General features: G+C 69.5%; 24 protein-coding genes. 17 read left to right on the forward strand and 7 right to left on the reverse strand.

Annotated elements, in window-relative coordinates; all coding sequences use genetic code 11:
- Positions 1-25: 25 nt before the first annotated feature.
- From ngcE to DY023_RS05725, 3 genes are all read right to left on the reverse strand, one after another.
- Positions 26-1411 carry an N-acetylglucosamine/diacetylchitobiose ABC transporter substrate-binding protein gene (gene ngcE, locus DY023_RS05715; RefSeq protein WP_245958608.1) on the reverse strand — a complete coding sequence of 462 codons (1386 nt, stop codon included), beginning with the start codon at positions 1409-1411 and terminating at the stop codon, positions 26-28.
- 101 nt (positions 1412-1512) lie between these two features.
- On the reverse strand, positions 1513-2265 hold the full coding sequence (locus DY023_RS05720; RefSeq protein ID WP_116241374.1) for a sugar isomerase domain-containing protein: 753 nt from the start codon (positions 2263-2265) through the stop codon (positions 1513-1515).
- Entirely contained in the window at positions 2262-3260 is a 999-nt protein-coding gene (locus DY023_RS05725; RefSeq protein ID WP_116241375.1) for a MurR/RpiR family transcriptional regulator, read from the reverse strand. The genes DY023_RS05720 and DY023_RS05725 overlap by 4 nt, the downstream gene beginning before the upstream one ends.
- Positions 3261-3278: 18 nt before the next feature.
- Here DY023_RS05725 and DY023_RS05730 point away from each other — a divergent pair, with 18 nt between their 5' ends.
- From DY023_RS05730 to DY023_RS05740, 3 genes are read left to right on the forward strand one after another with little or no spacing between them, the layout of a single operon-like run.
- Entirely contained in the window at positions 3279-4286 is a 1008-nt protein-coding gene (locus tag DY023_RS05730; RefSeq protein WP_116241376.1) for an N-acetylglucosamine kinase, read from the forward strand.
- Between the two features lie 32 nt (positions 4287-4318).
- On the forward strand, positions 4319-5986 hold the full coding sequence (gene argS / locus DY023_RS05735; protein ID WP_116241377.1) for an arginine--tRNA ligase: 1668 nt from the start codon (positions 4319-4321) through the stop codon (positions 5984-5986).
- Complete coding sequence (locus DY023_RS05740) at positions 5983-6792, forward strand: DUF2993 domain-containing protein (protein ID WP_116241378.1); 810 nt, start codon at positions 5983-5985, stop codon at positions 6790-6792. The genes argS and DY023_RS05740 overlap by 4 nt, the downstream gene beginning before the upstream one ends.
- Before the next feature lie 11 nt (positions 6793-6803).
- On the opposite strand, the gene DY023_RS05745 is transcribed toward DY023_RS05740, so the two are convergent.
- Positions 6804-7862: a YhjD/YihY/BrkB family envelope integrity protein gene (locus tag DY023_RS05745; RefSeq protein ID WP_116241379.1), complete on the reverse strand. Its 1059-nt coding sequence runs from the start codon at positions 7860-7862 to the stop codon at positions 6804-6806.
- A gap of 139 nt (positions 7863-8001) precedes the next feature.
- Here DY023_RS05745 and lysA point away from each other — a divergent pair, with 139 nt between their 5' ends.
- From lysA to DY023_RS05775, 6 genes are all read left to right on the forward strand, one after another.
- A complete protein-coding gene (lysA, locus tag DY023_RS05750) occupies positions 8002-9438 on the forward strand; it encodes a diaminopimelate decarboxylase (RefSeq protein WP_245958609.1) in 1437 nt (478 codons plus the stop codon).
- Positions 9435-10748, forward strand: coding sequence for a homoserine dehydrogenase (locus tag DY023_RS05755; protein WP_116241380.1), 1314 nt, complete (start codon positions 9435-9437; stop codon positions 10746-10748). The genes lysA and DY023_RS05755 overlap by 4 nt, the downstream gene beginning before the upstream one ends.
- A 47-nt stretch (positions 10749-10795) precedes the next feature.
- Positions 10796-11740, forward strand: coding sequence for a homoserine kinase (gene thrB / locus DY023_RS05760; RefSeq protein WP_116241451.1), 945 nt, complete (start codon positions 10796-10798; stop codon positions 11738-11740).
- Between the two features lie 178 nt (positions 11741-11918).
- Positions 11919-13949 (forward strand): transcription termination factor Rho, encoded by a 2031-nt coding sequence (gene rho / locus DY023_RS05765; protein WP_116241381.1) that lies wholly within the window; start codon positions 11919-11921, stop codon positions 13947-13949.
- 4 nt (positions 13950-13953) lie between these two features.
- On the forward strand, positions 13954-15027 hold the full coding sequence (gene prfA, locus DY023_RS05770; RefSeq protein ID WP_116241382.1) for a peptide chain release factor 1: 1074 nt from the start codon (positions 13954-13956) through the stop codon (positions 15025-15027).
- A gap of 68 nt (positions 15028-15095) precedes the next feature.
- Positions 15096-15446 carry a YciI family protein gene (locus DY023_RS05775; protein WP_116241383.1) on the forward strand — a complete coding sequence of 117 codons (351 nt, stop codon included), beginning with the start codon at positions 15096-15098 and terminating at the stop codon, positions 15444-15446.
- Between the two features lie 4 nt (positions 15447-15450).
- Here the strand turns inward: DY023_RS05775 and DY023_RS05780 are convergent, their stop codons facing one another.
- From DY023_RS05780 to cysK, 3 genes are read right to left on the reverse strand one after another with little or no spacing between them, the layout of a single operon-like run.
- Positions 15451-16515 carry a DNA polymerase IV gene (locus DY023_RS05780; RefSeq protein WP_181905735.1) on the reverse strand — a complete coding sequence of 355 codons (1065 nt, stop codon included), beginning with the start codon at positions 16513-16515 and terminating at the stop codon, positions 15451-15453.
- A 38-nt stretch (positions 16516-16553) separates the two neighbouring features.
- A complete protein-coding gene (gene epsC / locus DY023_RS05785; protein WP_116241384.1) occupies positions 16554-17123 on the reverse strand; it encodes a serine O-acetyltransferase EpsC in 570 nt (189 codons plus the stop codon).
- Positions 17124-17137: 14 nt separating this feature from the next.
- Complete coding sequence (gene cysK / locus DY023_RS05790; RefSeq protein WP_116241385.1) at positions 17138-18076, reverse strand: cysteine synthase A; 939 nt, start codon at positions 18074-18076, stop codon at positions 17138-17140.
- Positions 18077-18171: 95 nt separating this feature from the next.
- On the opposite strand from cysK, the gene prmC reads away from it, so the two are divergent.
- The 8 genes from prmC to DY023_RS05830 all read left to right on the forward strand — a co-directional run bounded on the left by prmC (position 18172) and on the right by DY023_RS05830 (position 24077).
- Complete coding sequence (gene prmC / locus DY023_RS05795; protein WP_116241386.1) at positions 18172-19029, forward strand: peptide chain release factor N(5)-glutamine methyltransferase; 858 nt, start codon at positions 18172-18174, stop codon at positions 19027-19029.
- 69 nt (positions 19030-19098) lie between these two features.
- The gene (locus DY023_RS05800; RefSeq protein ID WP_116241387.1) at positions 19099-19869 is read left to right on the forward strand and encodes an L-threonylcarbamoyladenylate synthase; all 771 of its coding nucleotides are present in this window, start codon (positions 19099-19101) and stop codon (positions 19867-19869) included.
- Positions 19866-21011 (forward strand): MraY family glycosyltransferase, encoded by a 1146-nt coding sequence (locus DY023_RS05805; protein ID WP_116241388.1) that lies wholly within the window; start codon positions 19866-19868, stop codon positions 21009-21011. The genes DY023_RS05800 and DY023_RS05805 overlap by 4 nt, the downstream gene beginning before the upstream one ends.
- Positions 21008-21478 (forward strand): Cg1360 family ATP-synthase-associated protein, encoded by a 471-nt coding sequence (locus DY023_RS05810; RefSeq protein WP_116241389.1) that lies wholly within the window; start codon positions 21008-21010, stop codon positions 21476-21478. Before DY023_RS05805 ends, DY023_RS05810 begins: the two co-directional genes overlap by 4 nt.
- Positions 21479-21635: 157 nt before the next feature.
- A complete protein-coding gene (atpB, locus tag DY023_RS05815; protein WP_245958610.1) occupies positions 21636-22430 on the forward strand; it encodes a F0F1 ATP synthase subunit A in 795 nt (264 codons plus the stop codon).
- A gap of 45 nt (positions 22431-22475) precedes the next feature.
- Positions 22476-22712, forward strand: coding sequence for an ATP synthase F0 subunit C (atpE, locus tag DY023_RS05820; RefSeq protein ID WP_116241390.1), 237 nt, complete (start codon positions 22476-22478; stop codon positions 22710-22712).
- Positions 22713-22740: 28 nt separating this feature from the next.
- A complete protein-coding gene (locus tag DY023_RS05825; RefSeq protein ID WP_116241391.1) occupies positions 22741-23289 on the forward strand; it encodes a F0F1 ATP synthase subunit B in 549 nt (182 codons plus the stop codon).
- Positions 23289-24077 (forward strand): F0F1 ATP synthase subunit delta, encoded by a 789-nt coding sequence (locus DY023_RS05830; protein WP_116241392.1) that lies wholly within the window; start codon positions 23289-23291, stop codon positions 24075-24077. The genes DY023_RS05825 and DY023_RS05830 overlap by 1 nt, the downstream gene beginning before the upstream one ends.
- The last annotated feature ends 10 nt before the right edge of the window (positions 24078-24087 follow it).

Raw genomic sequence — 24087 nt, forward strand, 5'->3', positions numbered from 1 at the left:
AGCTGCTTGGTGATCTCGGCGACCGTCATGTCGCCGGNTTGTCCACCAGCGCCTGCAGCTGCTTGGTGATCTCGGCGACCGTCATGTCGCCGGCGAGGAACGTGTTCCAGATCGGCAGCTGGTCGGAGTTCATGCCGTACAGGTTGGTCGACTTGATCGTGAACATGCCGGTCCCGGCGGCCGCGATCATCTCGACCTGCGACACCAGTGCCGTGGAGCCGAATCCGTCTTCGGGGACGATGTCCTTGACGACGGTCGGGGCGAGCTTCTCCTTGGAGAACGCGGTCGCGGACTCCTTCGAGAGCATCGTGCGGAGCAGCTCCTTGCCGCCGGCCGGGTTCTTGGCCTTCGACGGAACGATGAACGGCTCGCCGGCCTCGGCACGCATGTAGCCGGCAGGAGTCGTGGCGTTGTCGTCGAGAGGCATCTCGCGCACGCCCTTCATCTGGAAGTTGTCCGCGGTCTGCTTCTTCATCTCGTTCTCGATCCACGAGCCCGAGGGGTAGAGCAGCGCCTCCTGGTCGAGGCTCCACTGGGACTGCGCCTGCGTGAACTTCGTACCCGCACCGCCCGGCTTCATGTAGCCGGCCTGGATCAGGTCGTACAGCTCCGTGAGGATCGCCTGCAGGGTCGGGTGCGACCAGCAGCCCGGCTCCAGGTTCTCCAGCGGGAGGCGCACCTCGTCGCCGGACTGGATGACCGCGGAGTCGATGACGAGCGTCTGGTAGTACGTCGCCGCCTCCTGGCCCCAGAGGAAGAGGTACTTGCCCTTCTCCTTGGCTGCGGCGCCCAGAGCCTTGAGGTCCTTCCAGGTCTTCGGCGGCTCCCAGCCGTTCTCCTCGAACAGGCTGCCGGAGTACCAGACGCCGTAGGTCGTGAACACGTAGTTGATCGCGGCGAACTTGTCGCCGAACGTGCCCGGTGCCTTCACACCGTCGAACAGCGTGTCGCCGATCTTCTTGCCCTCGAGGTTCTCCGACTCCAGCACGTCGCTGAGGTCCTCGAGCTGATCGAGGATGGTGTTCCAGCCGATCGAGTTCGCACCGGAGTTGTCGATGAGGTCCGGCGGGTTGCCACCGACGAAGCGCGGCTGCAGCTCCTGTGCGATCTTCGTGGAGGACGAGACCTTGACGGTCACGCCGTCGAGGCCCTTGTTGCCCTCCATGATCTTGGCGGAGTTCTCGACGTAGTCCACTCCGTAGCCGCCGTCGAAGATGACCGCGTCGACCTTCGAGTTCGCTGCGACGCCGAAGGGGTTGTCAGCAGTGACCTCGCCCTTCTCGCCGCCGCCGGTGCTGCCGCCGGGTGCTGCGCACGAGGCGAGCGTCATGCCGAACGGGACCAGCGCCGCCGTGGCGATGGCTCCGCGCAGCAGGTTGCGGCGGCTGATGGAGGTGTTCTCGATTTCCATCTTGTGACTACCTTCCCTGGTGTTGGGGATGTGTGATTGTGGTGGCCTTGCGGCCCAGGGTATTCGTAACGTTGCCCTCTGCGGGTAACGATCCGGCGGCGTCAGGCGCCGCGACGGATCCGCCCTGCATAGAGCTCTTCCAGTGCGTGGTTGTGTTCGTCTCCTCCCGGGATGTTGGCAGAGATGTACATGGGCGGCTTCTGGCCTGTCTCGGCGATCTGCCGAGCGACGCCGAGAGTCAGCAGCTGCGCGATGAAGGCGGCCGTGATCGAGGAGATCGCGCCCGCACCGATGCCCTCGGCGACCTCGAGCGTGGAGTCGCCGTAGGGTGCGAGGTTGTCGATCACGACGTCGGCGACCTCGCTGAGGCGCTTGCCGCTCGGATGCTTCGGTTCGACCTTCGCGGTGTGGTCCAGGCTGGTCACCGCGATGACCGGGTGACCGTGCTCCTTCGCCCACAGCGCGACGCCCACGATCGACCCGTTCACGCCCGAGTTCGATGCGATCACGAAGACGTCGTGCTCGCCGACCGGCGTGAGCGCCATGAGCTCGTCCACGAGCCAGGGCTCGCGCTCCAGCGAACCGGTGAGGATGACGGCATCCCGGTCCCCGTGCAGCACCAGGTCGCGCAGTGCGATCTTGTTCGTGGGGATCAGTCCGCCTGCACGCCCGGCGATCTCCATCGCGAACGCCTCGGAGTGCCCGGTGCCGAACGCGTGGATCACGCCGCCGTCCTCGAGGGCGCGCGTGAGCAGCGCGACGGCGCCGTCCAGGCCGCCGCTGTCGGCGAGGGCGGTGATCCGCTCGAGTCGGGTGGTGGCCTCGCGCAGCAGGTCGGAGGGAGTGGCGGTCATCGGATCTCCTGGATTCCTCGGGGAAGGCGGACGGGGGTCGTGCGGCGAGGACGGCGCAGCGCGGCGACGGCTCTCGCGGTGTCGGTGAGGCGGGCGGTCGCCGTGGCGAAGTCCTGCTGGGCGACGAGCAGATAGAGCAGGTCGAGCACGAACATCTGCGAGTGCTTCACCGACAGGTCGTCGGGCCGCAGCTCGGGGACGTGGGCGGCGGTGGTGACGACGACATCGGCCAGGTCCGCGAGGGCGGACTGCGCGTCGTGGGTGATGGCGATCGTGAACGCACCCGAGACCGCTGCGCGCGAGAGCATCTGCACGGTGTCGACGGTGGTCCCCGTGCTCGAGATGCCGATCGCGACGCTGGTGCGGTCGCGCAGCGCGGCCGAGGCGAGGCCGTCATGGGCGGCCGTCCAGAGGTGCGCGTTCACGCCGATGCGGTAGAGACGGCCCTGCAGCGCGGCGGCCATGATGCCGCTGCCCCCGACGGCGTAGATGTCCAGATGGTCGCTGTTGGCGATCGCCTCGGCGGCGCGGGAGATCGCCGTCAGGTCCAGCCGGTCGGCGGTCGCCTCGAGAGCACGGCGGTGCGTCTCCATCAGCGTCTGCACGAGGACCTCCGGCGGGTCGTCGGGCGCGAGATCGCGGCGTGCGCGACGCGGGGACTCCGGAGCGACGCTGGCGCGCCCGATCTCAGACGCGACGCGCACGCGGAACTGCGTGTAGCCGTCGAATCCGATCAGCCGGCAGAACCGCGTGACGGTCGCCGCGGAGGTGCGTGCGCGCACGGCCAACTCGGTGATCGTGAGCTCGAGGGGAGCGTCCGGATGCTGCTCCACGACGTCGGCGACCCTGGCCATGGCGGACGGCATGCGTGAGCGTCCGGCGTCGATCCGGCGTGCGATGCTGACATCGTTGCCGGGTAGGGCCGTCCGTGGCACCATTGCCTCCAGTGAAAATCGCATACGTTTGGTAAGCGTCCTTCCGAAATCTATTCTCATTCCGTTCGAAGGTCAACGATGAACACGTCACAATCTGATCGCGGTGGTCTGATCGCCGGCATCGACGCCGGCGGGACGTCCACGAGGGCGACGCTCCTGACCACGGCCGCGGAGTGCCTCGGATACGGGAAGTCGGGGAGCGGCAACCCGACATCGGCCGGACAGGAGCTCGCCGGCCGCAGCATCGTGGACGCCGTCGCGCAGGCGCTCGCCGCGGGAGGGAAGGCGATCGACGAACTCGACCTCATCGTCGCCGCCGTGGCCGGTCACGGCGCCAGCGGTGAGGAGGGATGGCTGCTGCAGGCGCTGCGAGACGCGGGGTTCAGCGGCCGGCTGGTCTTCGAGTCCGACCTGCTCGCCCTGTACTTCTCGGGCACCGCGGCGCCGGACGGGTACGCGATCGTGTCCGGCACCGGAGCATCGGTGATCCGCTCCGAGGCGGGGCGGCTCGTGGGCACCGTGGACGGTCTGGGCTGGCTGCTCGGCGACCGCGGCAGCGGCTTCTGGATCGGCCACCGGGCCGCACTGGCGGCGGTGGAGGAACTCGACGGGCGCGGCGCGCCGACCGCACTCACCCCTGCCGTCCTCGAGGCACTCGAGATCATGCCCTCGGAATCACTGGGCTACGGGCGCCCTGCTCTGCTGGAGGCTTTGATCCGCCAGATCTACCGCGGGCGGCCGGTCGAGCTCGCGAGGCTGGCGCCACTGGTGTTCGCGGCATCCGGCGACCAGGTCGCACGCGGCATCCTGACCGAGGCGGGGGAGCTGCTCGCGCACTCGTTCGCCGCGGCGTACCAGGGCACAGGGCCGCTCGTGGTCGGTGGCAGCGTGCTGGCCCAGCCGGGCCTTCTCATCGACGTGTTCGCCGCCCGCGTCGCCGATCTCGATGCCGCCGTGGAACTGCTCCCGGCAGCCGACGGCGTGCTCGGCTCGGCTGTGCTCGCCCTGCGGCACGCGGGTGCCGAGGTGGATGCCGCCGGGCACGCACGGCTGGCCGAGTCCGTCGCCGCGGCGCGCGCCCGGTGACGCACAGGCGCACCGCGTAGAGTAGAAGGTCTATGAACCCGGAAACGCTCGCCCAGGAAATCCTCGCCGTCATCGCCCCGATCGCGGCGGCGCTGCGACCCGGGGAAGAGACCGATATCACGGCATCCGACATCGTTCTGGAGCGTCCGCGCAACCGGGACCACGGCGACTGGGCGTCGAACATCGCGATGCGTCTGGCCAAGAGGCTCGGCACCAATCCGCGCGAGCTCGCCCAGCAGATCGCCGACGGCCTCGTGAACGTCGACGGCATCGCCGCAGCAGACGTCGCGGGACCGGGGTTCGTCAACATCCGACTGGATGCCGCCGCCGCCGGGGCCCTGGCGAAGACGATCGTCGACGCGGGCGAGACCTACGGATCGAACGACTCCCAGGCCGGGCGCTCGATCAACATCGAGTTCGTCTCGGCCAACCCGACCGGTCCGCTGCACATCGGGCACACGCGCTGGGCCGCCCTCGGCGACGCGATCGCACGCCTTCTCGCGGCATCCGGTGCGAATGTGGCTCGGGAGTTCTACATCAACGACGCCGGCGCGCAGATGGAGCGCTTCGCCGCTTCGATCGTCGCGGCGGCGAAGGGCGAGCCGACCCCCGAGGGCGGGTACGTCGGGGGATACATCGCCGACCTCGCTCAGCGGGTCATCGCCGCGCGCCCCGACTTCACCGAACTGGCGGATCACGACCAGCTGCTGGTCGCTCGGGAGCTCGGATACGAGTACCAGCTCGCCGAGCAGCAGGCTTCGCTCGCCCAGTTCAACGTCGACTTCGACGTCTGGTTCTCGGAGCGCATCCTGCACGCCGACGGCGAGGACGGTGGCCCCAGCCTCGTCGACCAGGCGGTCGACCGGCTGCGCGAGCAGGGGCACGTCTTCGACGAGGAGGACGCCGTCTGGGTGCGCACCACGGACTTCGGCGACGACAAGGATCGTGTCATCCGCCGCTCCAACGGCGAGTACACGTATTTCGCTGCTGATGCCGCCTACTACCTCAACAAGGGCGACCGCGGTTTCGAGCACAAGATCTACCTGCTGGGAGCCGACCACCACGGCTACGTGCATCGCCTCAAGGCGCTTGCCGGGGCGGCGGGCGACGACCCCGAGAAGGACATCGAGGTGCTGATCGGGCAGCTCGTCTCGGTGGGCGGCGCGCGGCTGTCCAAGCGCGCGGGCAACATCATCGAGATGGACGACCTGCGTGAGTGGCTCGGCACCGACGCGCTGCGGTACTCGCTGGAGCGCTACCCCGCCGACTCACCGCTCGCGCTCGATCCCGAGCTGCTGCAGAAGCGCACCAACGACAACCCGGTGTTCTACGTGCAGTACGCGCACGCCCGCACACACAACGTGGCCCGCAATGCGGGGGATTCCGGTGTGGACCGCTCGGAGTTCGTACCCGAGACGCTGACCCACGAGACCGAGTCGGCGCTGCTGGGCGCACTGCAGGAGTTCCCGCGCCTCGTCGCGTTCGCCGCCGAAGTGCGCGAGCCGCACCGGATCGCGCGCTACCTCGAGGAGCTGGCCGGTCTCTACCACCGCTGGTACGACAACTGCCGCGTCATCCCGCAGGGCGACGACCCGATCGAGTCGGTGCACCGCACGCGGCTGTGGCTGAACGACGCCACCGGTGTCGTGCTGCGCAACGGCCTCCAGCTGCTCGGGGTCAGTGCGCCGGAGCGCATGTGAGCGACACCTCGGCGTACCCCACCCTGCCGCTGCCGGATGACCTCGCGCAGTCGGCTCCGCAGCCGAGGCGCCGCAGGCGCTGGCCGTGGGTGGTGCTCATCGTGGCGGTCCTGCTCGCGGCGCTGGCCGTGACCGCCGAACTCGTCGCGCGCGCCGTCGTGCCGAACGTGGTCCGCAGCGTCGTCGTCGACAACATGGGCCTGCCCGCGGATCAGCAGCTCGACGTGCAGACATACGGACTGCTGGTGCCGCAGCTGATCTCCGGCCGCCTGGGCAGGCTGGATCTTTCCAGCGACAGCGTCGAAGTCGGCGGCATCACCGGCGCCGTCGACGTCATGGCCACGGGAGTCCCGATCGGCGGCGGCGCGATCGGTCACGCCGAGGGGACGGTCACGATCCCCGAGGACCAGTTCGCCGGACTGGTGGAGAAGACCGACCTGCCGATCGACGATGTCGCCTTCGACGCACCGGATGTCACGGTCAGCGGCAGCGTGCCCGTGCTCGGGCTGTCGATCCCGGTCGCGCTCACCGTCACTCCCGGCGCGGATGCCGGTGAGCTGCTGCTCACCCCGGTGTCGGCGACTCTCGGCGGCATCGACCTCGACATCGCCCAGCTGGCCGACCGGCTCGGCGGGATCGGTTCCGGTCTCGCGCAGACGCAGCGGATCTGCATCGCCGACCAGCTGCCGGCAGGACTCACGCTCACGGGTCTGAAGATCGACGCAGACACGGCAGTCGCCGACGTCGACGTCGACGGCCGGATCACCGTCGATCCTTCGCTGCAGGAGAACGGAACCTGCCCCTGAGCGGAATCCGGTCAGGATTCTCCGCGCTCATCGGACACCGCGCGCTGCGCCTGACGCAGCGTCGATGTGGCCGCGATCACCTCCTGCTCGGCGCGGCGCAGTCGGTACTGCGCCAGCGTCTGCGCGCCGTGCCTGCTGCGCACCCGCTCGGTGCTCTCCTCTGCGGCGATCACGATGTAGGCCGTCGCGAGCAGGATCAGCTGCGTGGAGAGGTTGAGCCAGATCAGCAGCGCCAGCAGTGACGCGAACGAGGCCAGCAGCGGGTTCGCCTTCGCGCCGCTGACGAAGAGCCCGGAGAGCTCCTGAAGCACCAGCAGCCCGATCGCTCCACCGAGTGCGCCGCCCCAGAGCGCACGACGCGGAGCAGTCACGCCGGAGAGCGTGCGGAAGGCGGCGACGATCAGGACGGCGTTCAGGCCGAGGACGACGACCAGCGAGAGCACCCGCACCGACCAGAACACGGCATCGGAGTCCTCCGGCATGCCCACCGCGCGCGCAGACCAGCGCACGGCCAGGCGGCCGGCGAAGGTCAGCGCGGCAGCGGCGAGGAACGTCGCACCGATCACGATAGCCAGCAGCAGATTGCGTGCGGTCGCCCGCAGCCAGGGAGCATCCTCGGATGCTGTGCCCGAGATCGTGCGGATGGCGGCCCGCAGCGAGTTGATCCCGCCCATCGCCGCGCCGACCAGGCCGATCGCGGAGAGGACACCGGCGATGGTCAGGCCCGCGGGTGCCCGGATGCTGGACGGATCGACGATCCCGCCCTCGCCCCCCTCGGCGATCAGCCCCGGAAGAGCCGCGTCGACGGCGGAGACGACCGCGTTCCATGCCGCATCGTCTCCGGCCAGCCAGAGCGCCGCCATCGAGAACCCCAGCAGCACAGCGGCGAACACGGCGAACAGCGCACGGTAGGTGACCGCGTCGGCCAGCATCGGGCCGCGGCGTGCGAGATGCAGCAGCACGGCCCTCACGATGCGCAGCCGCAGGGCGGCGCGGATGAGCCCGTCCCGCAGTCCGGTGAGCCCGCCGGAGGCAGGAGGCGAGGATTTCGAGGGCGATTCGTCTTCCATCGGCGCCACCCTATCCGTGTCGCCGTCATGATGCGGAGGGCTTGACAGGCGAGTGCACGACCGTGCCCTAGAATCGGGGGAACCTCGCGGCGTGCGTCGTTCCGTCCGAGGATCCCTCCCACGATTGGTGACCTGCCCCGTGCATTCCGCCCCCACCGCGCTCGCCCCCGAATGGCTGGTCGTGCCCGACGATCCCGATGATCTCGCAGAGGGGGTGTGGCCGGAGTCCGCGCATCGCGACGCGGACGGAGCCCTCGTGCTCGGCGGCGTGCCCGTCGGCGATCTGGTCCGTTCGTACGGCACCCCCGTGCTGGTGATCGACGAGGGCGAGGTCCGCCGTCGCGCAACAGCCCTGCGCGACGCGTTCGAGAAGGCCGCGGCCACCCACGGCACGAGCGTTCGCATCTATTACGCGGGCAAGGCGTTCCTGTGCACCACCGTCGCGCGATGGATGGCAGAGGAGCGGCTGGGTGTCGACGTGTGCACGGGCGGCGAGCTGCAGGTCGCGCTCGGCGCAGCGGTCGAACCGTCCCGGATCGGCTTCCACGGCAACAACAAGTCGGTCGCCGAGCTCGAGCGCGCCGTCGAGGCCGGCGTCGGCACGATCATCATCGACAGCGCGATCGAGATCGAGCGCCTGGCGGCGATCACGGCACGTACCGGTGCGGTGCAGCGCGTGATGCTGCGGGTCAACAGCGGTGTGCACGCCGAGACGCACGACTTCCTCGCCACCGCGCACGAGGACCAGAAGTTCGGTCTCCCGCTGGCGGATGCCGCAGCCGTGGTGGCCCGCATCCGCGAGCTTCCCGGACTGGAGTTCGTCGGGCTGCACTGCCACATCGGATCGCAGATCTTCGGCAGCGCCGGCTTCCGCGAGTCGGCGTCGCGCCTGCTCGATCTGCACGCGGTGCTGCTCGCGGACGGACCCGTCCCGCAGCTGAATCTCGGCGGCGGATTCGGCATCGCCTACACACGGGTCGACGACCCCGCACCGGTCCGCGAGCTCGCAGAGGGCATCGTCGGCGCCATCGCGGAAGGGTGCGCGGCGCGGGGCATCGAGGTGCCCGCTCTGTCGTTCGAGCCTGGGCGATCGATCATCGGCAACGCAGGCGTCACGCTCTACGAGATCGGCACGATCAAGGACGTCGTCCTCGAAGGCGGCAGCCGCAGGTATCTCAGCGTGGACGGCGGGATGAGCGACAATGCGCGCACCGCGCTGTACGGCGCGCAGTTCTCGGCGCGGCTCGCCTCCCGCGACGGCGATGGAGAACCCGTGCTGTCGCGGGTCGTCGGCAAGCACTGCGAGTCCGGTGACATCGTCGTCGACCACGAGTATCTGCCCGCAGACGCCGCCCCGGGCGATCTGCTCGCTGTGCCGGCGACCGGCGCGTACTGCGCGCCGCTGTCGAACAACTACAACCACGTCCCGCGTCCACCGATCGTCGCCGTGCGCGACGGGGCGGCCAGAGTGATCGTGCGCGGTGAGACGGTCGCCGACCTGCTGTCGCGCGACGCCGGCATCTGGGAGCCCGAGTCCGGCTCCGAGACCTCGCAGACCTCCGAAGGAGAGAGATGACCGAGTACCGACGACTTCGAGTGGCGCTGCTGGGCGCCGGAGCCGTGGGATCCCAGGTGGCAGGACTCCTGCTGCGGCACGGTGATGAACTCGCCGATCGCGCGGGCGCCGAGCTCGAACTGGCCGGCATCGCCGTGCGCAACCTGGACGCACACCGTGACGTCGACCTTCCGCCGGAGCTGTTCACCACCGACGCCGAGGCGCTCATCACGGGTGCCGACATCGTGGTCGAGCTGATCGGCGGCATCGAGCCCGCCCGTGCGCACACCCTGCTCGCGCTGGGGTCCGGGGCCGACGTCGTGACCGCGAACAAAGCGCTGCTGGCCACGCACGGGCCGGAGGTGTTCGAGGCGGCCGATCGCGTCGGCGCCTCGGTCTACTACGAGGCCGCCGCCGCCGGTGCGATCCCGATCATCCGCCCGCTGCGCGACTCTCTCGCCGGCGACCGCGTCGTGCGGATCATGGGCATCGTCAACGGCACCACGAACTACATCCTCGATCGCATGGACACCGAGGGCGCCGACTTCGCCGACGTCCTCGCCGACGCCCAGCGTCTGGGATACGCCGAGGCCGACCCGACCGCCGACGTCGAGGGCTACGACGCCGCGCAGAAGGCCGCGATCCTGGCATCCCTCGCCTTCCACACCGCGGTGCCGCTCGAGACCGTGCACCGCGAGGGCATCACCGCCATCACCGCGGACATGATCGAGGAAGCGCGTGACGCCGGCTTCGTCATCAAGCTGCTCGCGGTGTGCGAGCGCCTCGTCGACGAGGGGGCGGAATCGATCTCGGTGCGGGTCTACCCGGCCCTCGTGCCGCGCTCGCACCCGCTCGCCTCGGTGCACGGCGCCAACAACGCCGTCTTCGTCGAGGCGGAGGCCGCGGGCCCCCTGATGTTCTACGGTGCGGGTGCGGGTGGCGTCCAGACCGCGTCGGCGGTGCTGGGCGACGTGGTCTCGGCCGCGCGCCGGCACATCGCCGGCGGTACGGGTGTGGGGGAGTCCACCAGGGCGAACCTGCCGATCGTGCCGATCGGCCACGTCACCACGCGCTATCAGATCACCCTCGAGGTGTCGGATGCACCGGGCGTGCTCGCCACGGTCGCAGGCCTGCTCAGCGAGGGCGGCGTGTCCGTGGCGACGGTGCTGCAGACGGTGGCCGAGCCGAACGGCGAGGAGGGCGGCACCGCCCGCCTCATCATCGGCACCCACCGCGCGGCTGACGAGGCGCTCAGCGCCACGGTCGACAGCCTCGCCGCCAGCGAGGTCGTCGAGCGCGTCGTGTCCGTGCTGCGCGTCGAAGGCGAGTGACCGTGAGCGTCACCGTCGTCCCCGCCGCCGAACCGACCGATCAGCCGGTGGGCGAGCCCGTCACCGGTGCCCTCCGCACCGTCGACATCACCGTCCCCGCGACCAGTGCCAACCTCGGACCGGGCTTCGACACCCTCGGCCTGGCGCTGAGCTTCTACGACCACCTGACCGTGTCGTCGTTCGACGACGACAGGCTGGAGATCATCGTGTCCGGCTCGGGCGCAGACGAGATCCCGACGGACGCCACGAATCTGGTCGTGCGCACGATCGCGCACGTCTTCGCCGATGCCGGCAGGCCGATGCCGGGGCTGCGCATCGTCGCCGACAACGGCGTTCCGCACGGCCGGGGGCTCGGCTCGTCCGGAGCGGCTGTCACCGCAGGAATCCTCGCGGCGAAGGGGCTGCTCGCCGGTGACGTCGAGTTCGACGACGACGCGCTGCTGCGCCTCGCGACGGAGCTCGAGGGTCACCCCGACAACGTCGCACCCGCACTGTTCGGCGGCCTGACGATCGCCTGGATCGGCGAGCGAGGGCCGGCCCACAAGAAGCTGCTCGTGCACCGTGGTGTGGCGCCGCTGGTGTTCGTCCCCGGGTTCACGATGTCGACCTCGCTGGCCCGCTCGCTGCAGCCGCCGCAGGTGCCGCGCGAGGATGCGGTGTTCAACGTGTCGCGCTCGGCGCTGCTGGTGGCGGCCCTCACGCAGAGCCCGGAGCTGCTCCTGGACGCCACGGCCGACCGGCTGCACCAGGACTATCGGGGACCGGCGATGCCCGAGACGCTGCGGCTGGTGCAGGCGCTGCGTCAGGCGGGCTTCGCCGCCGTCGTCTCGGGGGCCGGGCCCAGTGTGCTGGTGCTCGCGGACGGCCCCGGTCATCGCCAGGACGCCGTCGAACTGGCGGATTCCGTCACGGACACCCCGTGGACCGCGCACATGCTCGCCGTCGACGTGCGGGGTGGTACAGTAAGGAATCGAGCGGAGGGCTCCACGTAACTTCGTGAATCTGGCCCCATCGCACATCTGCGAGATCCGCACGTGTTCCCCGGTCTGAGAAGGAATCCGTTCCTTCGCGGTTCCGGCTGGCTGGCGTTCGTCGCCTGTGCGTGCAACGCGCTCAGCATCGCTGTGCGCTCAGGATTGCTCATTTCCCACGACATATGAGGGAGTACTCGTGGAGAACTTCTCCGAGACCCAGAACGACCAGGCGGCGCCGGTGAACGACGCCCCTGCATCCACTCCGGCCGCTGCCGAGGCACCGGCCGCCGAGGCGCCGCGCAAGCGGGCGCCTCGCCGCGCGACCACGGCGACCGCTGCCGCAAAGGCGGCGGAGAAGGCGGATGCCGCCGAGGCCGCGCCCGCCGCCGCTCCGGCGAGCGACGCCGCTGAGGCGCCCGTCGAGGCGCCCAAGGCGAAGCGCGCGACGCGCAGCCGTGCGAAGAAGGCGGATGCCACGCCCGAGGGCGACACCCTCGACATCGCAGTCGCCGCGGCCGAGCCGGCCGCCGAGGCACCCGCGACCGAGGCGCCCCCGAAGCGCGCCTCCTCGCGTCGCGCCTCGTCGAAGGCAGCGCCTGCCGCCGAGTCGGCCGAGACGGCAGAGCCGGTCGCGGAGAAGCCCGCCGCCGACAGCGAGAGCACCGAGGGCGAGACCACGAAGCCGGCCCGTCGCCGGGGCAAGAAGGCCGAGCAGCAGGCCGCCGAGGGCGAGACTGCGGCATCCGAGTCGTCCGACTCCGCTGCCTCGCAGGGCGAGAAGCCCGCCGAGCAGAACCCCGAGAACAAGGACTCCGGCGACGGCGAGGAGGGCACCGGCCGCGGCCGCACCCGCAACCGCAGCCGCAACCGTGGTCGTGGTCAGGGTGGCCAGAACGGCCAGGGCGGTCAGCAGGAGCAGCAGAGCTCGTCCGCCGAGGACGAACAGGGCAGCGGTCGTTCCCGTCAGCGCAACAAGCGCCGCGGCGGCAGCAACCAGACCACCGACGAGTTCGAGACCGAGATCGGTGAGGACGACGTGCTCATCCCGGTCGCCGGCATCCTCGATGTGCTCGACAACTACGCCTTCGTGCGCACCAGCGGCTACCTGCCCGGCCCGACGGATGTGTACGTCTCGCTCGGCCAGGTGAAGAAGTACAACCTGCGCAAGGGTGACGCCGTGGTGGGTGCCATCAAGCAGCCCCGCGAGGGCGAGCAGCAGGGCCGCCAGAAGTACAACGCCCTGGTGAAGGTCGACTCGATCAACGGGCTGTCCACCGACGACGCGGGCACCCGCGTCGAGTTCGGCAAGCTCACTCCGCTGTACCCGCAGGAGCGCCTGCGCCTGGAGACCGCGCCCGAGAAGCTGACCCAGCGGATCATCGACCTCGTCGCCCCGATCGGCAAGGGCCAGCGCGGTCTGATCGTCGCGCCCCCGAAGGCGGGCAAGACGATCGTGCTGCAGCAGATCGCGAACGCGATCGCGCACAACAACCCCGAGGTGCACCTCATGGTCGTTCTCGTGGACGAGCGTCCTGAAGAGGTCACCGACATGCAGCGATCGGTGAAGGGCGAGGTCATCGCCTCGACCTTCGACCGGCCCGCCGAGGATCACACCACGGTCGCCGAGCTGGCGATCGAGCGCGCCAAGCGCCTGGTCGAGCTGGGCCGCGACGTCGTCGTGCTGCTCGACTCGATCACCCGCCTCGGCCGCGCCTACAACGTGTCGACCCCGACCTCGGGCCGCGTGCTCACCGGCGGTGTGGACGCATCCGCGCTGTACCCGCCGAAGCGCTTCTTCGGCGCCGCGCGCAACATCGAGAACGGCGGGTCGCTGACCATCCTCGCCACCGCGCTGGTGGAGACCGGATCCAAGATGGACGAGGTCATCTTCGAGGAGTTCAAGGGCACCGGCAACAGCGAGCTGCGCCTGTCGCGTGCGCTGGCCGACAAGCGCATCTTCCCCGCGGTCGACGTCAACGCGTCGAGCACGCGCCGCGAGGAGATGCTGCTCTCGCCCGACGAGGTCAAGATCACCTGGAAGCTGCGTCGCGCGCTCGCGGGTCTCGACCCGCAGCAGGCACTCGAGGTCGTGCTCGGCAAGCTCAAGGAGACCAGCTCGAACGTGGAGTTCCTCGTTCAGATGCAGAACGTCCAGATGCAGAAGTCGGTCACCGGCTCTCAGCCGGCGACCGGCCACAGCCACGGGCACGAGAACAGCATCCGCTGACATCGTGTTCGAGTCCGTCCAGGGGCTGATCGACGAGCACCGCCGGGTGCAGGAGGAGCTCTCCGACCCGGCGGTGCACGCCGATGCCGCGCGCGCCAAGCGCGTGAACCGGCGCTACGCCGAGCTGTCGCGCATCGTCGCCGCGTACGACGCCTGGTCCGCGGCATCCGATGATCTGGATGCCGCGCGCGAACTCGCTCGCGAGGACAGCGCGTTCGCCGACGAGGTGCCCGCGCTGGAAGCGGGGCTGCAGGCCGCGCAGGAGAAGCTGCGCCGGCTGCTGATCCCGCGCGACCCCGACGACGCCCGTGACGTGATCATGGAGATCAAGGCGGGGGAGGGCGGTGCCGAGTCGGCGCTGTTCGCCGCCGACCTGCTGCGGATGTACATCCAGTACGCGGCATCGATGGGCTGGAAGACCGAGCTCCTGGAGCGCAACGAGTCCGACCTGGGCGGCTACAAGGACGTCCAGGTCGCGATCAAGGGGTCTTCGAGCGACCCCGCCCAGGGCGTCTGGGCGCACCTGAAGTACGAGGGCGGCGTGCACCGCGTGCAGCGCGTACCGGCGACCGAGTCGCAGGGGCGCATCCACACGTCGACCACCGGTGTGCTGGTGTTCCCCGAGGTGGATGAGCCCGAGGAGATCCAGATCGATCAGAACGATCTGAAGATCGATGTGTTCCGCTCGTCCGGACCAGGCGGCCAGTCCGTGAACACCACAGACTCCGCGGTGCGCATCACCCATGTGCCCACCGGCATCGTCGTGTCGATGCAGAACGAGAAGTCGCAGCTGCAGAACCGCGAGGCGGGGATGCGCGTGCTGCGCGCGCGACTGCTGGCCAGGCAGCAGGAGGAGCTCGCGGCGGCGGCCTCGGATGCCCGGAAGAGCCAGATCCGCGGGATGGACCGTTCCGAGCGGATCCGCACCTACAACTTCCCGGAGAACCGGATCGCCGACCACCGCACCGGTTACAAGGCGTACAACCTCGACCAGGTCATGGACGGCGCACTCGCCCCGGTGATCGCCTCCTGCATCGAGGCGGATGAGGCCGAGCGGCTCGGCGCCGTCGGCAGCTGACGACGGGTTCTTCCTCTTCGTCGGAGGGCGGCGATAGGCTCGCTCTGCTCACGACTTCAGGAGATGCCATGCCGCAGTTCGCCGTCCTCATCCATGTCTCCGATTCCGCCCACGCTCCTGACGCGACACCGGAGGAGCTGAAGGAGTGCGATGACGACTACGAAGCTCTGGTCGCCAGCGGCAGGATGAGCCTCGCCTACGCGCTCACGCCCAAGGAGTTCGCGAAGACGGTCAGGAGGTCGGGTGCCGTCGAGGGTGTGCATCGGCCCGACGGTGACATCGTCGCGGGCTTCTACGTCATCGAGGCCGACGACATCGACGAGGCCGCGCGTCTGGCGCGGAACAACCCCGCCGTGCTCGCCGGCGGGGCGGTGGAGATCCGCCCGGTGCACAGCGGAGGCATGGTCGAGGCCTCCTGAGCGCTCACCAGCCGCCGCGCGTCGGCGTGTGGCCGTCCCTGGCGTCATCAGGCATCGCCATCTCGGCGCGCATTCCCAGCAGACGCACCGGTCGATCCTCATCGATCCGGGCGATGAGCTCCTCCGCCTTCGCGACGATGATCTCGCGATCGCTCGTCGACCCGATCCGCTTCGTGAACGTCTTGGTGGTGAACGGCGCGTAGCGCACCTTCAGGCCGAGGCCGACGACCGGGCGTCCGTCATCACCGACATCCGTGAGCACCTGATCCAGCAGCGAGAGTGCTGCCCGCACGATCCCGGCGCGGTCCTCGAGGTCGACCTGGTACGTCGTTTCGCGGCTGTGTCCGCGCGGCACCCAGGGTGTGTCGTCGACGATCGCCGAGACGCCACCGCGGCCGAGCTCCTGGTACCAGAGACCCATCCGCGGGCCGAACTCCGCCGTGAGATCGCCCTCCGGAGCCGCGGCGAGCTCGGCGACGGTGCGGATGCCGAGTCCGAGCAGGCGCTTCGAGACTTTCGAGCCGATGCCCCACAGCTCGATCACCGGGCGGTCGCCCATCACCTCGTCCCAGTTCTCCGCGGTGAGCCGGAACACGCCCCGCGGCTTGCCGAAGCCGGTCGCGATCTTCGCCCGCACGAGCGTGTCGCCGATGCCGACGCTGCAGTGCAGCTCGGTCCTGGCGAGCACGGCCTGCTGGATGCTGCGCGCGTACGCCTCCGGATCATCCGTGTCGACGCCGACGAACGCCTCATCCCAGCCCAGTACCTGCACGACGGCGCCGGGCTGTGCTCGCAGTTCGGCCATGACCTCTTCGGAGGCGGCTAGGTACGCGGGGGCGTCGACGGGAAGGATCACGGCGTCCGGCACCTTGCGGGCGGCGATGCGCAGCGGCATCCCCGATCCGACGCCGAACGCGCGAGCCTCGTACGACGCCGTGGAGACGACCGCGCGTTCGGTGGGATCGCCGCGTCCGCCCACGATCACCGGCAGGCCGGCGAGCTCCGGGCGCCGCAGCACCTCGACCGCCGCGATGAACTGGTCGAGATCGACATGCAGCACCCAGTGCATGTCCCCGAGGGTACGCGGGCCGGGGCGCGCGCGGGGGCTCAGATCAGGTATTCGGGGGCGGAGAGCAGGTGCGCGAGATTCTCGCCAGGTGCACGCGAGCGGGCCTTGGCGGGCACTCCGGTGAGCACGGAGTCCGCGGGGGCGTCCTTCGTGACCACGGCGTTCGCCCCGATGGCAGTGCCGGCGCCGATCACGACCGGACCGAGGATCTTCGCACCTGCGCCGACGAGGACGCCGTCCTCGAGTGTGGGATGCCGCTTGCCGGCGTCCCTCGTCCGTCCGCCGAGCGTGACCCCGTGGTAGAGCATGACGTCGTCGCCGATCTCCGCGGTCTCACCGATCACGACGCCCATGCCGTGGTCGATGAAGAAGCGCCGGCCGATGACGGCGGCGGGGTGGATCTCGATCCCCGTCAGCCAGCGGGTCAGCTGCGACCCCATGCGGGCGGGGAAGCGCAGACCGCGCCGCCACAGCACATGGTTCACCCGGTGCGCCCAGATCGCGTGGAGACCGGGGTACAGGACGGCGATCTCGAACGCGCTGCGCGCGGCGGGATCACGAAGCCGGGCGGACGCGATGTCTTCGCGCATCCGCCCGGCCCATGACATGCCAGGAATCGGCATCAGTCCTCGCGCAGGTCCTCGAACAGCGCGGTCGAGATGTACCGCTCGCCGGTGTCGGGCGCGATCACGACGATCGTCTTGCCCGCGTTCTCGGGGCGCGCGGCCACCTTCAGCGCCTGCGCGACGGCGGCGCCGCTGGAGATGCCGACCAGCAGGCCCTCCTTGGCTGCGAGGGCGCGCGCGGTCTCCAGCGACTCGTCGAACTCGGCGGTGATGATCTCGTCGATGACGTCGCGGTCGAGCACAGGCGGGACGAAGTTGGGGCCGATGCCCTGGATCTTGGCCGGGCCGACGCGGCCCTCGGAGAGCAGGGGCGAGTCCTTGGGCTCGACCGCGATGACCTGGACGCCGGGCTTGGCAGCCTTCAGCGCCTGGCCGGTGCCGGTGACCGTGCCGCCGGTGCCGACGCCGGCGATGAACACGTCGACGTCGCCGTCGGTGTCGCGCAGGATCTCCTGTGCGGTGGTGTCGCGGTGGACCTGCGGGTTCGCCGCGTTCTCGAACTGCCGCGCCCAGACCGCGCCGGGCGTGGTCTCGATGATCTCCTGGAGCTTCTCGATCGCGCCCTTCATGCCGAGCGTCGGGTCGCTGAGCACGAGCTCCGCGCCGAACGCCTTCAGCAGCACGCGGCGCTCCTTCGACATCGAGGAGGGCATCGTCAGGATCACGCGGTAGCCGCGCGCCGCACCGACCATGGCCAGGGCGATCCCGGTGTTGCCGCTGGTGGCCTCGACGATCGTGCCGCCGGGCTTCAGCTCGCCGGAGGCCTCGGCAGCGTCGATGATCGCGATGCCGATGCGGTCCTTCACGCTGGAGGCGGGGTTGAACGACTCGAGCTTGACCAGGACGGTGGCGCCCAGGCCCTCGGTGAGCCGGTTCAGCCGCACGAGCGGAGTGTTGCCGAACGTGGAGGTGATCTCGGAATGGATACCTGACATGGTGCGACCTTTCGGATAAAGGGGCGAGAGCGGCACCAGCCTACTTCTCGGCCTCCGGACGATGACGGAATGTGTCTGCTCGTAGACTCGGACCCATGCCAGAAACCCTTTCCGCGCAGCTGCGCGCCGTCGCCCAGCAGCTCGCGGATGCGGGCGTGAACGATCCTCAGGTCGACGCCGAGCTGCTCGCGGGCCACGTGCTTGGCCTGTCGCGCGGGGGAGTGCAGGCAGCCACCCTGCGCGGCGACGCGATCGCGGAGACGGATGCCGAGCGGCTCACGGCGCTCGCGCAGCGCCGGGCCGGCCGGGAGCCGCTGCAGCACCTCACCGGCACCGCGCCGTTCCGCCACCTGGAGCTCGCCGTGGGACCGGGCGTGTTCGTGCCTCGTCCGGAGACGGAGCAGGTCGTGCAGTTCGCGATCGACGCGCTGATCGGCATGCCGGACCCCGAACCGATCGGGATCGATCTCGGAACGGGCAGCGGTGCGATCGCCATGGCCATGGCCACCGAAGTGCCGCACGCCAAGATCTACGCCGTCGAGCTCTCCGACGACGCGTATCCCTGGGCGGCACGGAACACCGCGGCCGCCGCGAACCTGACGCTCGCGCACGGCGACCTCTCGACGGCGTTCGAGGAACTGCGCGGCACCGTCGCCGTCGTGATCTCGAATCCCCCTTACGTTCCCGACGACGCGATCCCGCGCGACCCCGAGGTGCGGCTGTTCGACCCTGCGCAGGCGCTCTACGGTGGCCCGGACGGACTCGACGTCGTGCGGGTGATCAGCAGGCGTGCCCTCGAGCTGCTGCGCCCCGGGGGCGTTCTGGTGCTCGAGCACGGCGAGCTGCAGGGCGAGGCGATCCGCGGCATCCTCGGCGCCGACGGATGGCGGGGAGCGGCGACGCACCAGGACCTCACCCGGCGCGACCGCGCGACCACGGCGCTGCGGTCGTGACGCGCCGCCAGCGGATCGGCACCGGTTCGACAGGTTCAGCCGCCCGCGCCCGCGTAGACTGAGGCCGCCATGTCTACCGTCTTCGATTGCAGCGATGAGGCCGACCTCCTCGCCGGTATGCGCCACGCCCGTCAGGCCATCGCCAGGGGCGAGCTCGTCGTCCTTCCCACCGACACCGTGTACGGCGTCGCCGCAGATGCGTTCTCGCCTGCTGCGGTAAGCCGCCTGCTCGCCGCCAAGGGTCGCGGGCGCGACATGCCGCCGCCCGTGCTCGTCGCAGGGCAGGCGGCCCTCGCAGCACTGGTGGAGAGCATCCCCGCGCCCGTGCAGCAGCTCGTCGACGAGTTCTGGCCGGGCGGTCTGACGATCATCCTGCCTGCTCAGCCGTCCCTCGCCTGGGATCTCGGCGACACGCTCGGCACCGTCGCCGTGCGGATGCCGGATCGCCGGATCGCCCTCGAGCTCCTCGAGGAGACCGGCCCTCTGGCCGTCTCGAGCGCCAACCTCACCGGCAAGGACGTCGCGACCTCGGCCGCCGACGCTCAGGAGATGCTCGGCGACAGCGTGTCGGTGTATCTCGACGGCGGGCTCAGCGAGGACGGCGTCGCATCGACGATCGTCGACTGCACCTCGCTCGCCGACCCGGCCGCCGAGGAGCCGCGCGTGCGCATCCTGCGGCAGGGTGCGATCAGCCGCGAGCAGCTCGAAGCTGTGCTCGGCGACCTGCTCGAGCCCGAGACGCCGCCGGCGGCGACGCGGCCGGAAACGGCTGCTGAGGACGCTGGGGGAGCGCAGGAGGAGGACGCCGACGGACCTGCTGCTCCGGACGGCCCCGCGTGAAGCAGTACCTCTTCACGGTCATCCTGACCGCGGCGGTCACCTTCGCGCTCTCCTGGGCGGTGTGGAAGCTGAGCCTGAAGTACAAGCTCTATCCCGGCATCCGCGACCGGGACGTGCACACCACACCGACGCCGCGTCTCGGCGGAGTCGCGATCTTCTTCGGCATCGTGACGGCCATCGCCGCCTCGGCGGCCAACCCGTTCTTCGACATCATGTGGGTGCCGCCGAGCACCATGTGGTCGGTGCTCGGCGCGACGGCGCTGATCGCGCTGGTCGGTGTGCTCGACGACCTGTGGGACCTGGACTGGTTCATCAAGCTGGGCGTGCAGTTCCTCGCCGCCGGCATCATCACCGTCGGCGGCGGACTGCAGATCCTCTCGCTCCCGTTCGACGAGATGATCCTCGTCTCCAGCTGGGTCAGCATCGGGGTCACGATGTTCGCGCTGGTCGTGGTGATGAACGCGGTGAACTTCATCGACGGCCTGGACGGCCTGGTCGCGGGCGTCTGCCTGATCGCGAACGGCGTCTTCTTCATCTACGCTTACACCCTCACCCGCGACTCCGGCGCGTCCAGCTACTTCAACCTCGCGACCTTCCTGGCCGCCGTGCTGATCGGCGCCTGCCTGGGCTTCCTGCCGCTGAACTGGAGCCCGGCCAAACTGTTCATGGGCGATTCCGGTGCGCTGGTGATCGGACTGCTGATGGCCACCTCGGCGGTCGCCCTCACCGGGCAGATGCCCTCGAACGCCTTCGACCCCGAGCAGTTCGGCCGCTCCCAGCTGCTCGGTGCGTTCATCCCGATCCTGCTGCCCGTGGTGATCGTCATGCTGCCGCTGCTGGACTTCGGTCTCGCCGTCTTCCGCCGCATGCGCGCAGGCAAGTCGCCGTTCTCGCCGGATCGCCTGCACCTGCACCACCGGATGCTCGACCTCGGCCACCGCGACCGTGATGCCGTGCTGATCTTCTACGCATGGACCGCGGTGATCTCGATCGCGGTGCTGCTGATGTACATCGCCACGCGTGAGGACTGGCCGGGCGGCTACCTCGTCGGCGTCGCCTTCGGCGTGATCGGCATCATCGCCTGCCTCGCGGTCACGCTCAATCCGTCCCGACCGAAGCCCCGAACACCGGAGAAGTCATGAACACCCCTGCCAGGCCGACCAGCACCCCGCTGCTGCGCCGAACCCTGATCCTCAGCGCCATCGCGACCGGCGTCCTCGCCGTCGCCGGGGCCCTCATCGGCTGGGCGGTGGCCGGGCAGTCGGGCCTGATCAGCGCGCTCGTGGGCGTGCTGCTGGCGGCGGTGTTCCTCGCCATCACGGCGATCAGCATCCTGATCGCGAATCACTGGTACGGCGACGACCTCTACGTCCCGATCTTCTTCGGCGCCGTGCTCGGCGGCTGGCTGCTGAAGTTCGTGATCTTCCTGGTCGTGCTCGCCACGCTGCGCGGAGCGCCGTGGGTCCAGCCCCAGGTGTTCTTCTTCGCGATCCTGGCGGGCATCGTCGTGACGCTCATCATCGACGTCGTGGTGATGCTGCGCACGAGGATGCCGAACGTCAGCGATGTCGAGCTCCCGGAATCCACCGAGGACCCCGCGGATTCGTGAGCAGGCGCACAAGTTTGCTAGGCTGTAGAAGTCCCCGCTGAGAGATTGCTGAACCGGCTTGTGCCTCGGCGTGATCGCGGGTGACGATCATCCGTCCCCCTTCGCACCGATTCCGATCGGCGCAGACGAAGCTGGAGCCGCAACGTTGACTCAAGCCGTGACTCTCATCGCAGCAGCCGCTGAGGATCCGACGTTCCATCCGCCGTCGATCTGGGAGTTCTTCCCGCCGGTTCTGCTGTTCGAAGGCACGCCGTTCGCGATCACGCGGATCAACCTCGCACAGATCCTCGCCACTGTCGTCCTGGTCGTGCTGTTCCTCATCGGAACCCGTCGCCTGAAGATGGTCCCCGGCCGCTTCCAGAGCATCATCGAGATGGGCTTCGGTTTCGTGCGCAACAACATCGCGCACGACCTGCTCGGCCGCAAGGACGGGGATCGCTTCCTCCCGATCCTGATGACGATGTTCTTCATGATCCTGTTCATGAACATCACGGGAATCATCCCCGGGATCAACATCGCGGGAACCTCCGTGATCGCCGTGCCGCTGCTGCTGGCGCTGGTGTCCTACGTGACGTTCATCTACGCAGGTGTGAAGAAGAGCCCCAAGGGCTTCGTCAAGGCCTCGCTGTTCCCGTCGGGCATCCCGATCGCCCTGCAGTGGTTCGTCGCCATCCTCGAGTTCATCTCGACGTTCATCATCCGGCCCGTCACGCTGACGCTGCGACTGCTGATGAACATGATGGTCGGCCACCTCATGCTGGTGCTGCTGTTCTCGGCGACCCAGTTCTTCATCTTCGGACTCGGCGGCTTCTGGTCGGCACTCGGTGTCGCAACCGGCGCCTTCGGGCTCGCCTTCACCCTGTTCGAGATCCTGGTGGCTGTCCTCCAGGCCTACATCTTCGCCGTCCTGACCGCGGTCTACATCCAGCTCGCGGTCGCTGAAGAGCACTAAAGGGGACAGGCAACCGCCTGCCCACCAACCGAAAGGAAAACCCCCGTGGACGCAACTACGGTTCTCGCTGATGTCTCCGGCTCGCTCGCCGCTGTCGGTTACGGTCTCGCCGCCATCGGCCCGGCCATCGGCGTCGGCATCGTCGTCGGCAAGACGATCGAGGGTGTCGCCCGTCAGCCCGAGCTGGCCGGCCGCCTGCAGGTCCTGATGTGGATCGGTATCGCCTTCACCGAGGCGCTCGCCTTCGTCGGTATCGCAGCCGGCTTCATCTTCGGCTTCTGATCCGACACCTCACACGTAAGGAGACAGGATGCTGAGCACTCTTGTCACTGCGGCGGAGGAAGCAACTCCCAGTCCGCTGCTGCCGGCGACCTACGACATCTTCTGGTCGGCGATCTGCTTCGTCATCATCCTCGTGGTGTTCTGGAAGGTCGCCATCCCGAAGCTGACGAAGATGCTCGACGAGCGCTCCGAAGCGATCGAGGGCAACATCGCCAAGGCTGACGAGGCGCAGAAGCAGGCCGAGGCAGCGCTGGAGGAGTACACCCGCCAGCTCGCCGAGGCCCGCACTGAGGCCGGGACGATCCGCGACGCCGCCCGCGAGGACGGCAAGAAGATCGTCGCCGAGGCCAAGGAGACCGCATCCGCTGAAGCCGCTCGCATCACCGCCGCGGCGCACTCCCAGATCGAGGCCGAGCGCCAGAGCGCGTTCGTCTCCCTCCGTAGCGAGGTCGGCACTCTCGCGATCGACCTCGCCGGTGGCGTGGTCGGCGAGTCGCTGTCCGACGACAAGCGCGCTGCGGCAGTGGTCGACCGCTTCCTGGCCGACCTCGAGGCCTCTGAGACGGCGGCCAAGTAATGGGCAGCGCGACCACTCAGGCGCTCGAGACCACCGCGAATGCTCTGGCCGGCGCGACCGGGATCACCGTGGACGTCGCCGGCGAGCTCTTCGCCGTCGCACGTCTGATCAGTGATTCCGTTCAGCTGAGCGGCGCGCTCGCCGACCCGTCGGTTCCGGCCGAGGCCCGCGCGAAGGTCGCGGCGGACGTCTTCGCTCAGGCTTCCGAGCCCACGCGCGAGGTGCTCCGCGTTGCGGTCTCGCAGCGCTGGTCCTCGGCCTCCGACCTGGTGGACGGCATCGAGGAGCTGGCGGTCCGTGCCGCCGCGATCGGCGAGCCGAACGCGGACCTGTCCGGCGAACTGTTCGCGGTGACGCGAGTCATCGCCGACAACCCGGAGCTCGAACTGGCGCTCGGCAGCCGCCTGGGCGACAGCAGCGCCAAGGCCGGCCTGGTCGAGCGCGTGCTCGGCGGCAGCACCAGCCAGGCGACCGAGCTGATCGTCTCGTCGCTGGTGCGCCAGCCGCGGGAGCGCCGCGTGCGCCAGCTGCTGAGCCGCGCCATGAGCATCGTCGCCGCACAGCGCGGCGCGGTGGTGGCCACGGTGCAGACCGCGACACCGCTCTCGGCCGAGCAGCACACGCGCCTCACCGAGGCGCTGACCCGGCGGTACGGCTCCAACGTGTCGCTGAACGTTGTCGTCGACCCCACTGTGGTGGGGGGCCTGCGCGTGCAGGTCGCCGACGACGTGATCGACGGCAGCATCTCCGCGCGGCTCGCCGACCTCCGACAGAAGCTCGCGGGCTGACTCAAGACTT

The organism is Microbacterium bovistercoris, from assembly GCF_003387575.1.
In the GTDB taxonomy this organism is placed as follows: Bacteria; Actinomycetota; Actinomycetes; order Actinomycetales; family Microbacteriaceae; genus Microbacterium; species Microbacterium bovistercoris.

Coding starts and splice junctions, on each gene's coding strand:
- DY023_RS05720 (WP_116241374.1), bottom strand. CDS start 2,265: ATGACCGCCACTCCCTCCGACCTGCTGCGCGAGGCCACCACCCGACTC.
- DY023_RS05725 (WP_116241375.1), bottom strand. CDS start 3,260: ATGAGAATAGATTTCGGAAGGACGCTTACCAAACGTATGCGATTTTCA.
- DY023_RS05730 (WP_116241376.1), top strand. CDS start 3,279: ATGAACACGTCACAATCTGATCGCGGTGGTCTGATCGCCGGCATCGAC.
- argS (WP_116241377.1), top strand. CDS start 4,319: ATGAACCCGGAAACGCTCGCCCAGGAAATCCTCGCCGTCATCGCCCCG.
- DY023_RS05745 (WP_116241379.1), bottom strand. CDS start 7,862: ATGGAAGACGAATCGCCCTCGAAATCCTCGCCTCCTGCCTCCGGCGGG.
- DY023_RS05755 (WP_116241380.1), top strand. CDS start 9,435: ATGACCGAGTACCGACGACTTCGAGTGGCGCTGCTGGGCGCCGGAGCC.
- DY023_RS05775 (WP_116241383.1), top strand. CDS start 15,096: ATGCCGCAGTTCGCCGTCCTCATCCATGTCTCCGATTCCGCCCACGCT.
- DY023_RS05780 (WP_181905735.1), bottom strand. CDS start 16,515: ATGCACTGGGTGCTGCATGTCGATCTCGACCAGTTCATCGCGGCGGTC.
- epsC (WP_116241384.1), bottom strand. CDS start 17,123: ATGTCATGGGCCGGGCGGATGCGCGAAGACATCGCGTCCGCCCGGCTT.
- cysK (WP_116241385.1), bottom strand. CDS start 18,076: ATGTCAGGTATCCATTCCGAGATCACCTCCACGTTCGGCAACACTCCG.
- prmC (WP_116241386.1), top strand. CDS start 18,172: ATGCCAGAAACCCTTTCCGCGCAGCTGCGCGCCGTCGCCCAGCAGCTC.
- DY023_RS05800 (WP_116241387.1), top strand. CDS start 19,099: ATGTCTACCGTCTTCGATTGCAGCGATGAGGCCGACCTCCTCGCCGGT.
- DY023_RS05810 (WP_116241389.1), top strand. CDS start 21,008: ATGAACACCCCTGCCAGGCCGACCAGCACCCCGCTGCTGCGCCGAACC.
- DY023_RS05825 (WP_116241391.1), top strand. CDS start 22,741: ATGCTGAGCACTCTTGTCACTGCGGCGGAGGAAGCAACTCCCAGTCCG.
- DY023_RS05830 (WP_116241392.1), top strand. CDS start 23,289: ATGGGCAGCGCGACCACTCAGGCGCTCGAGACCACCGCGAATGCTCTG.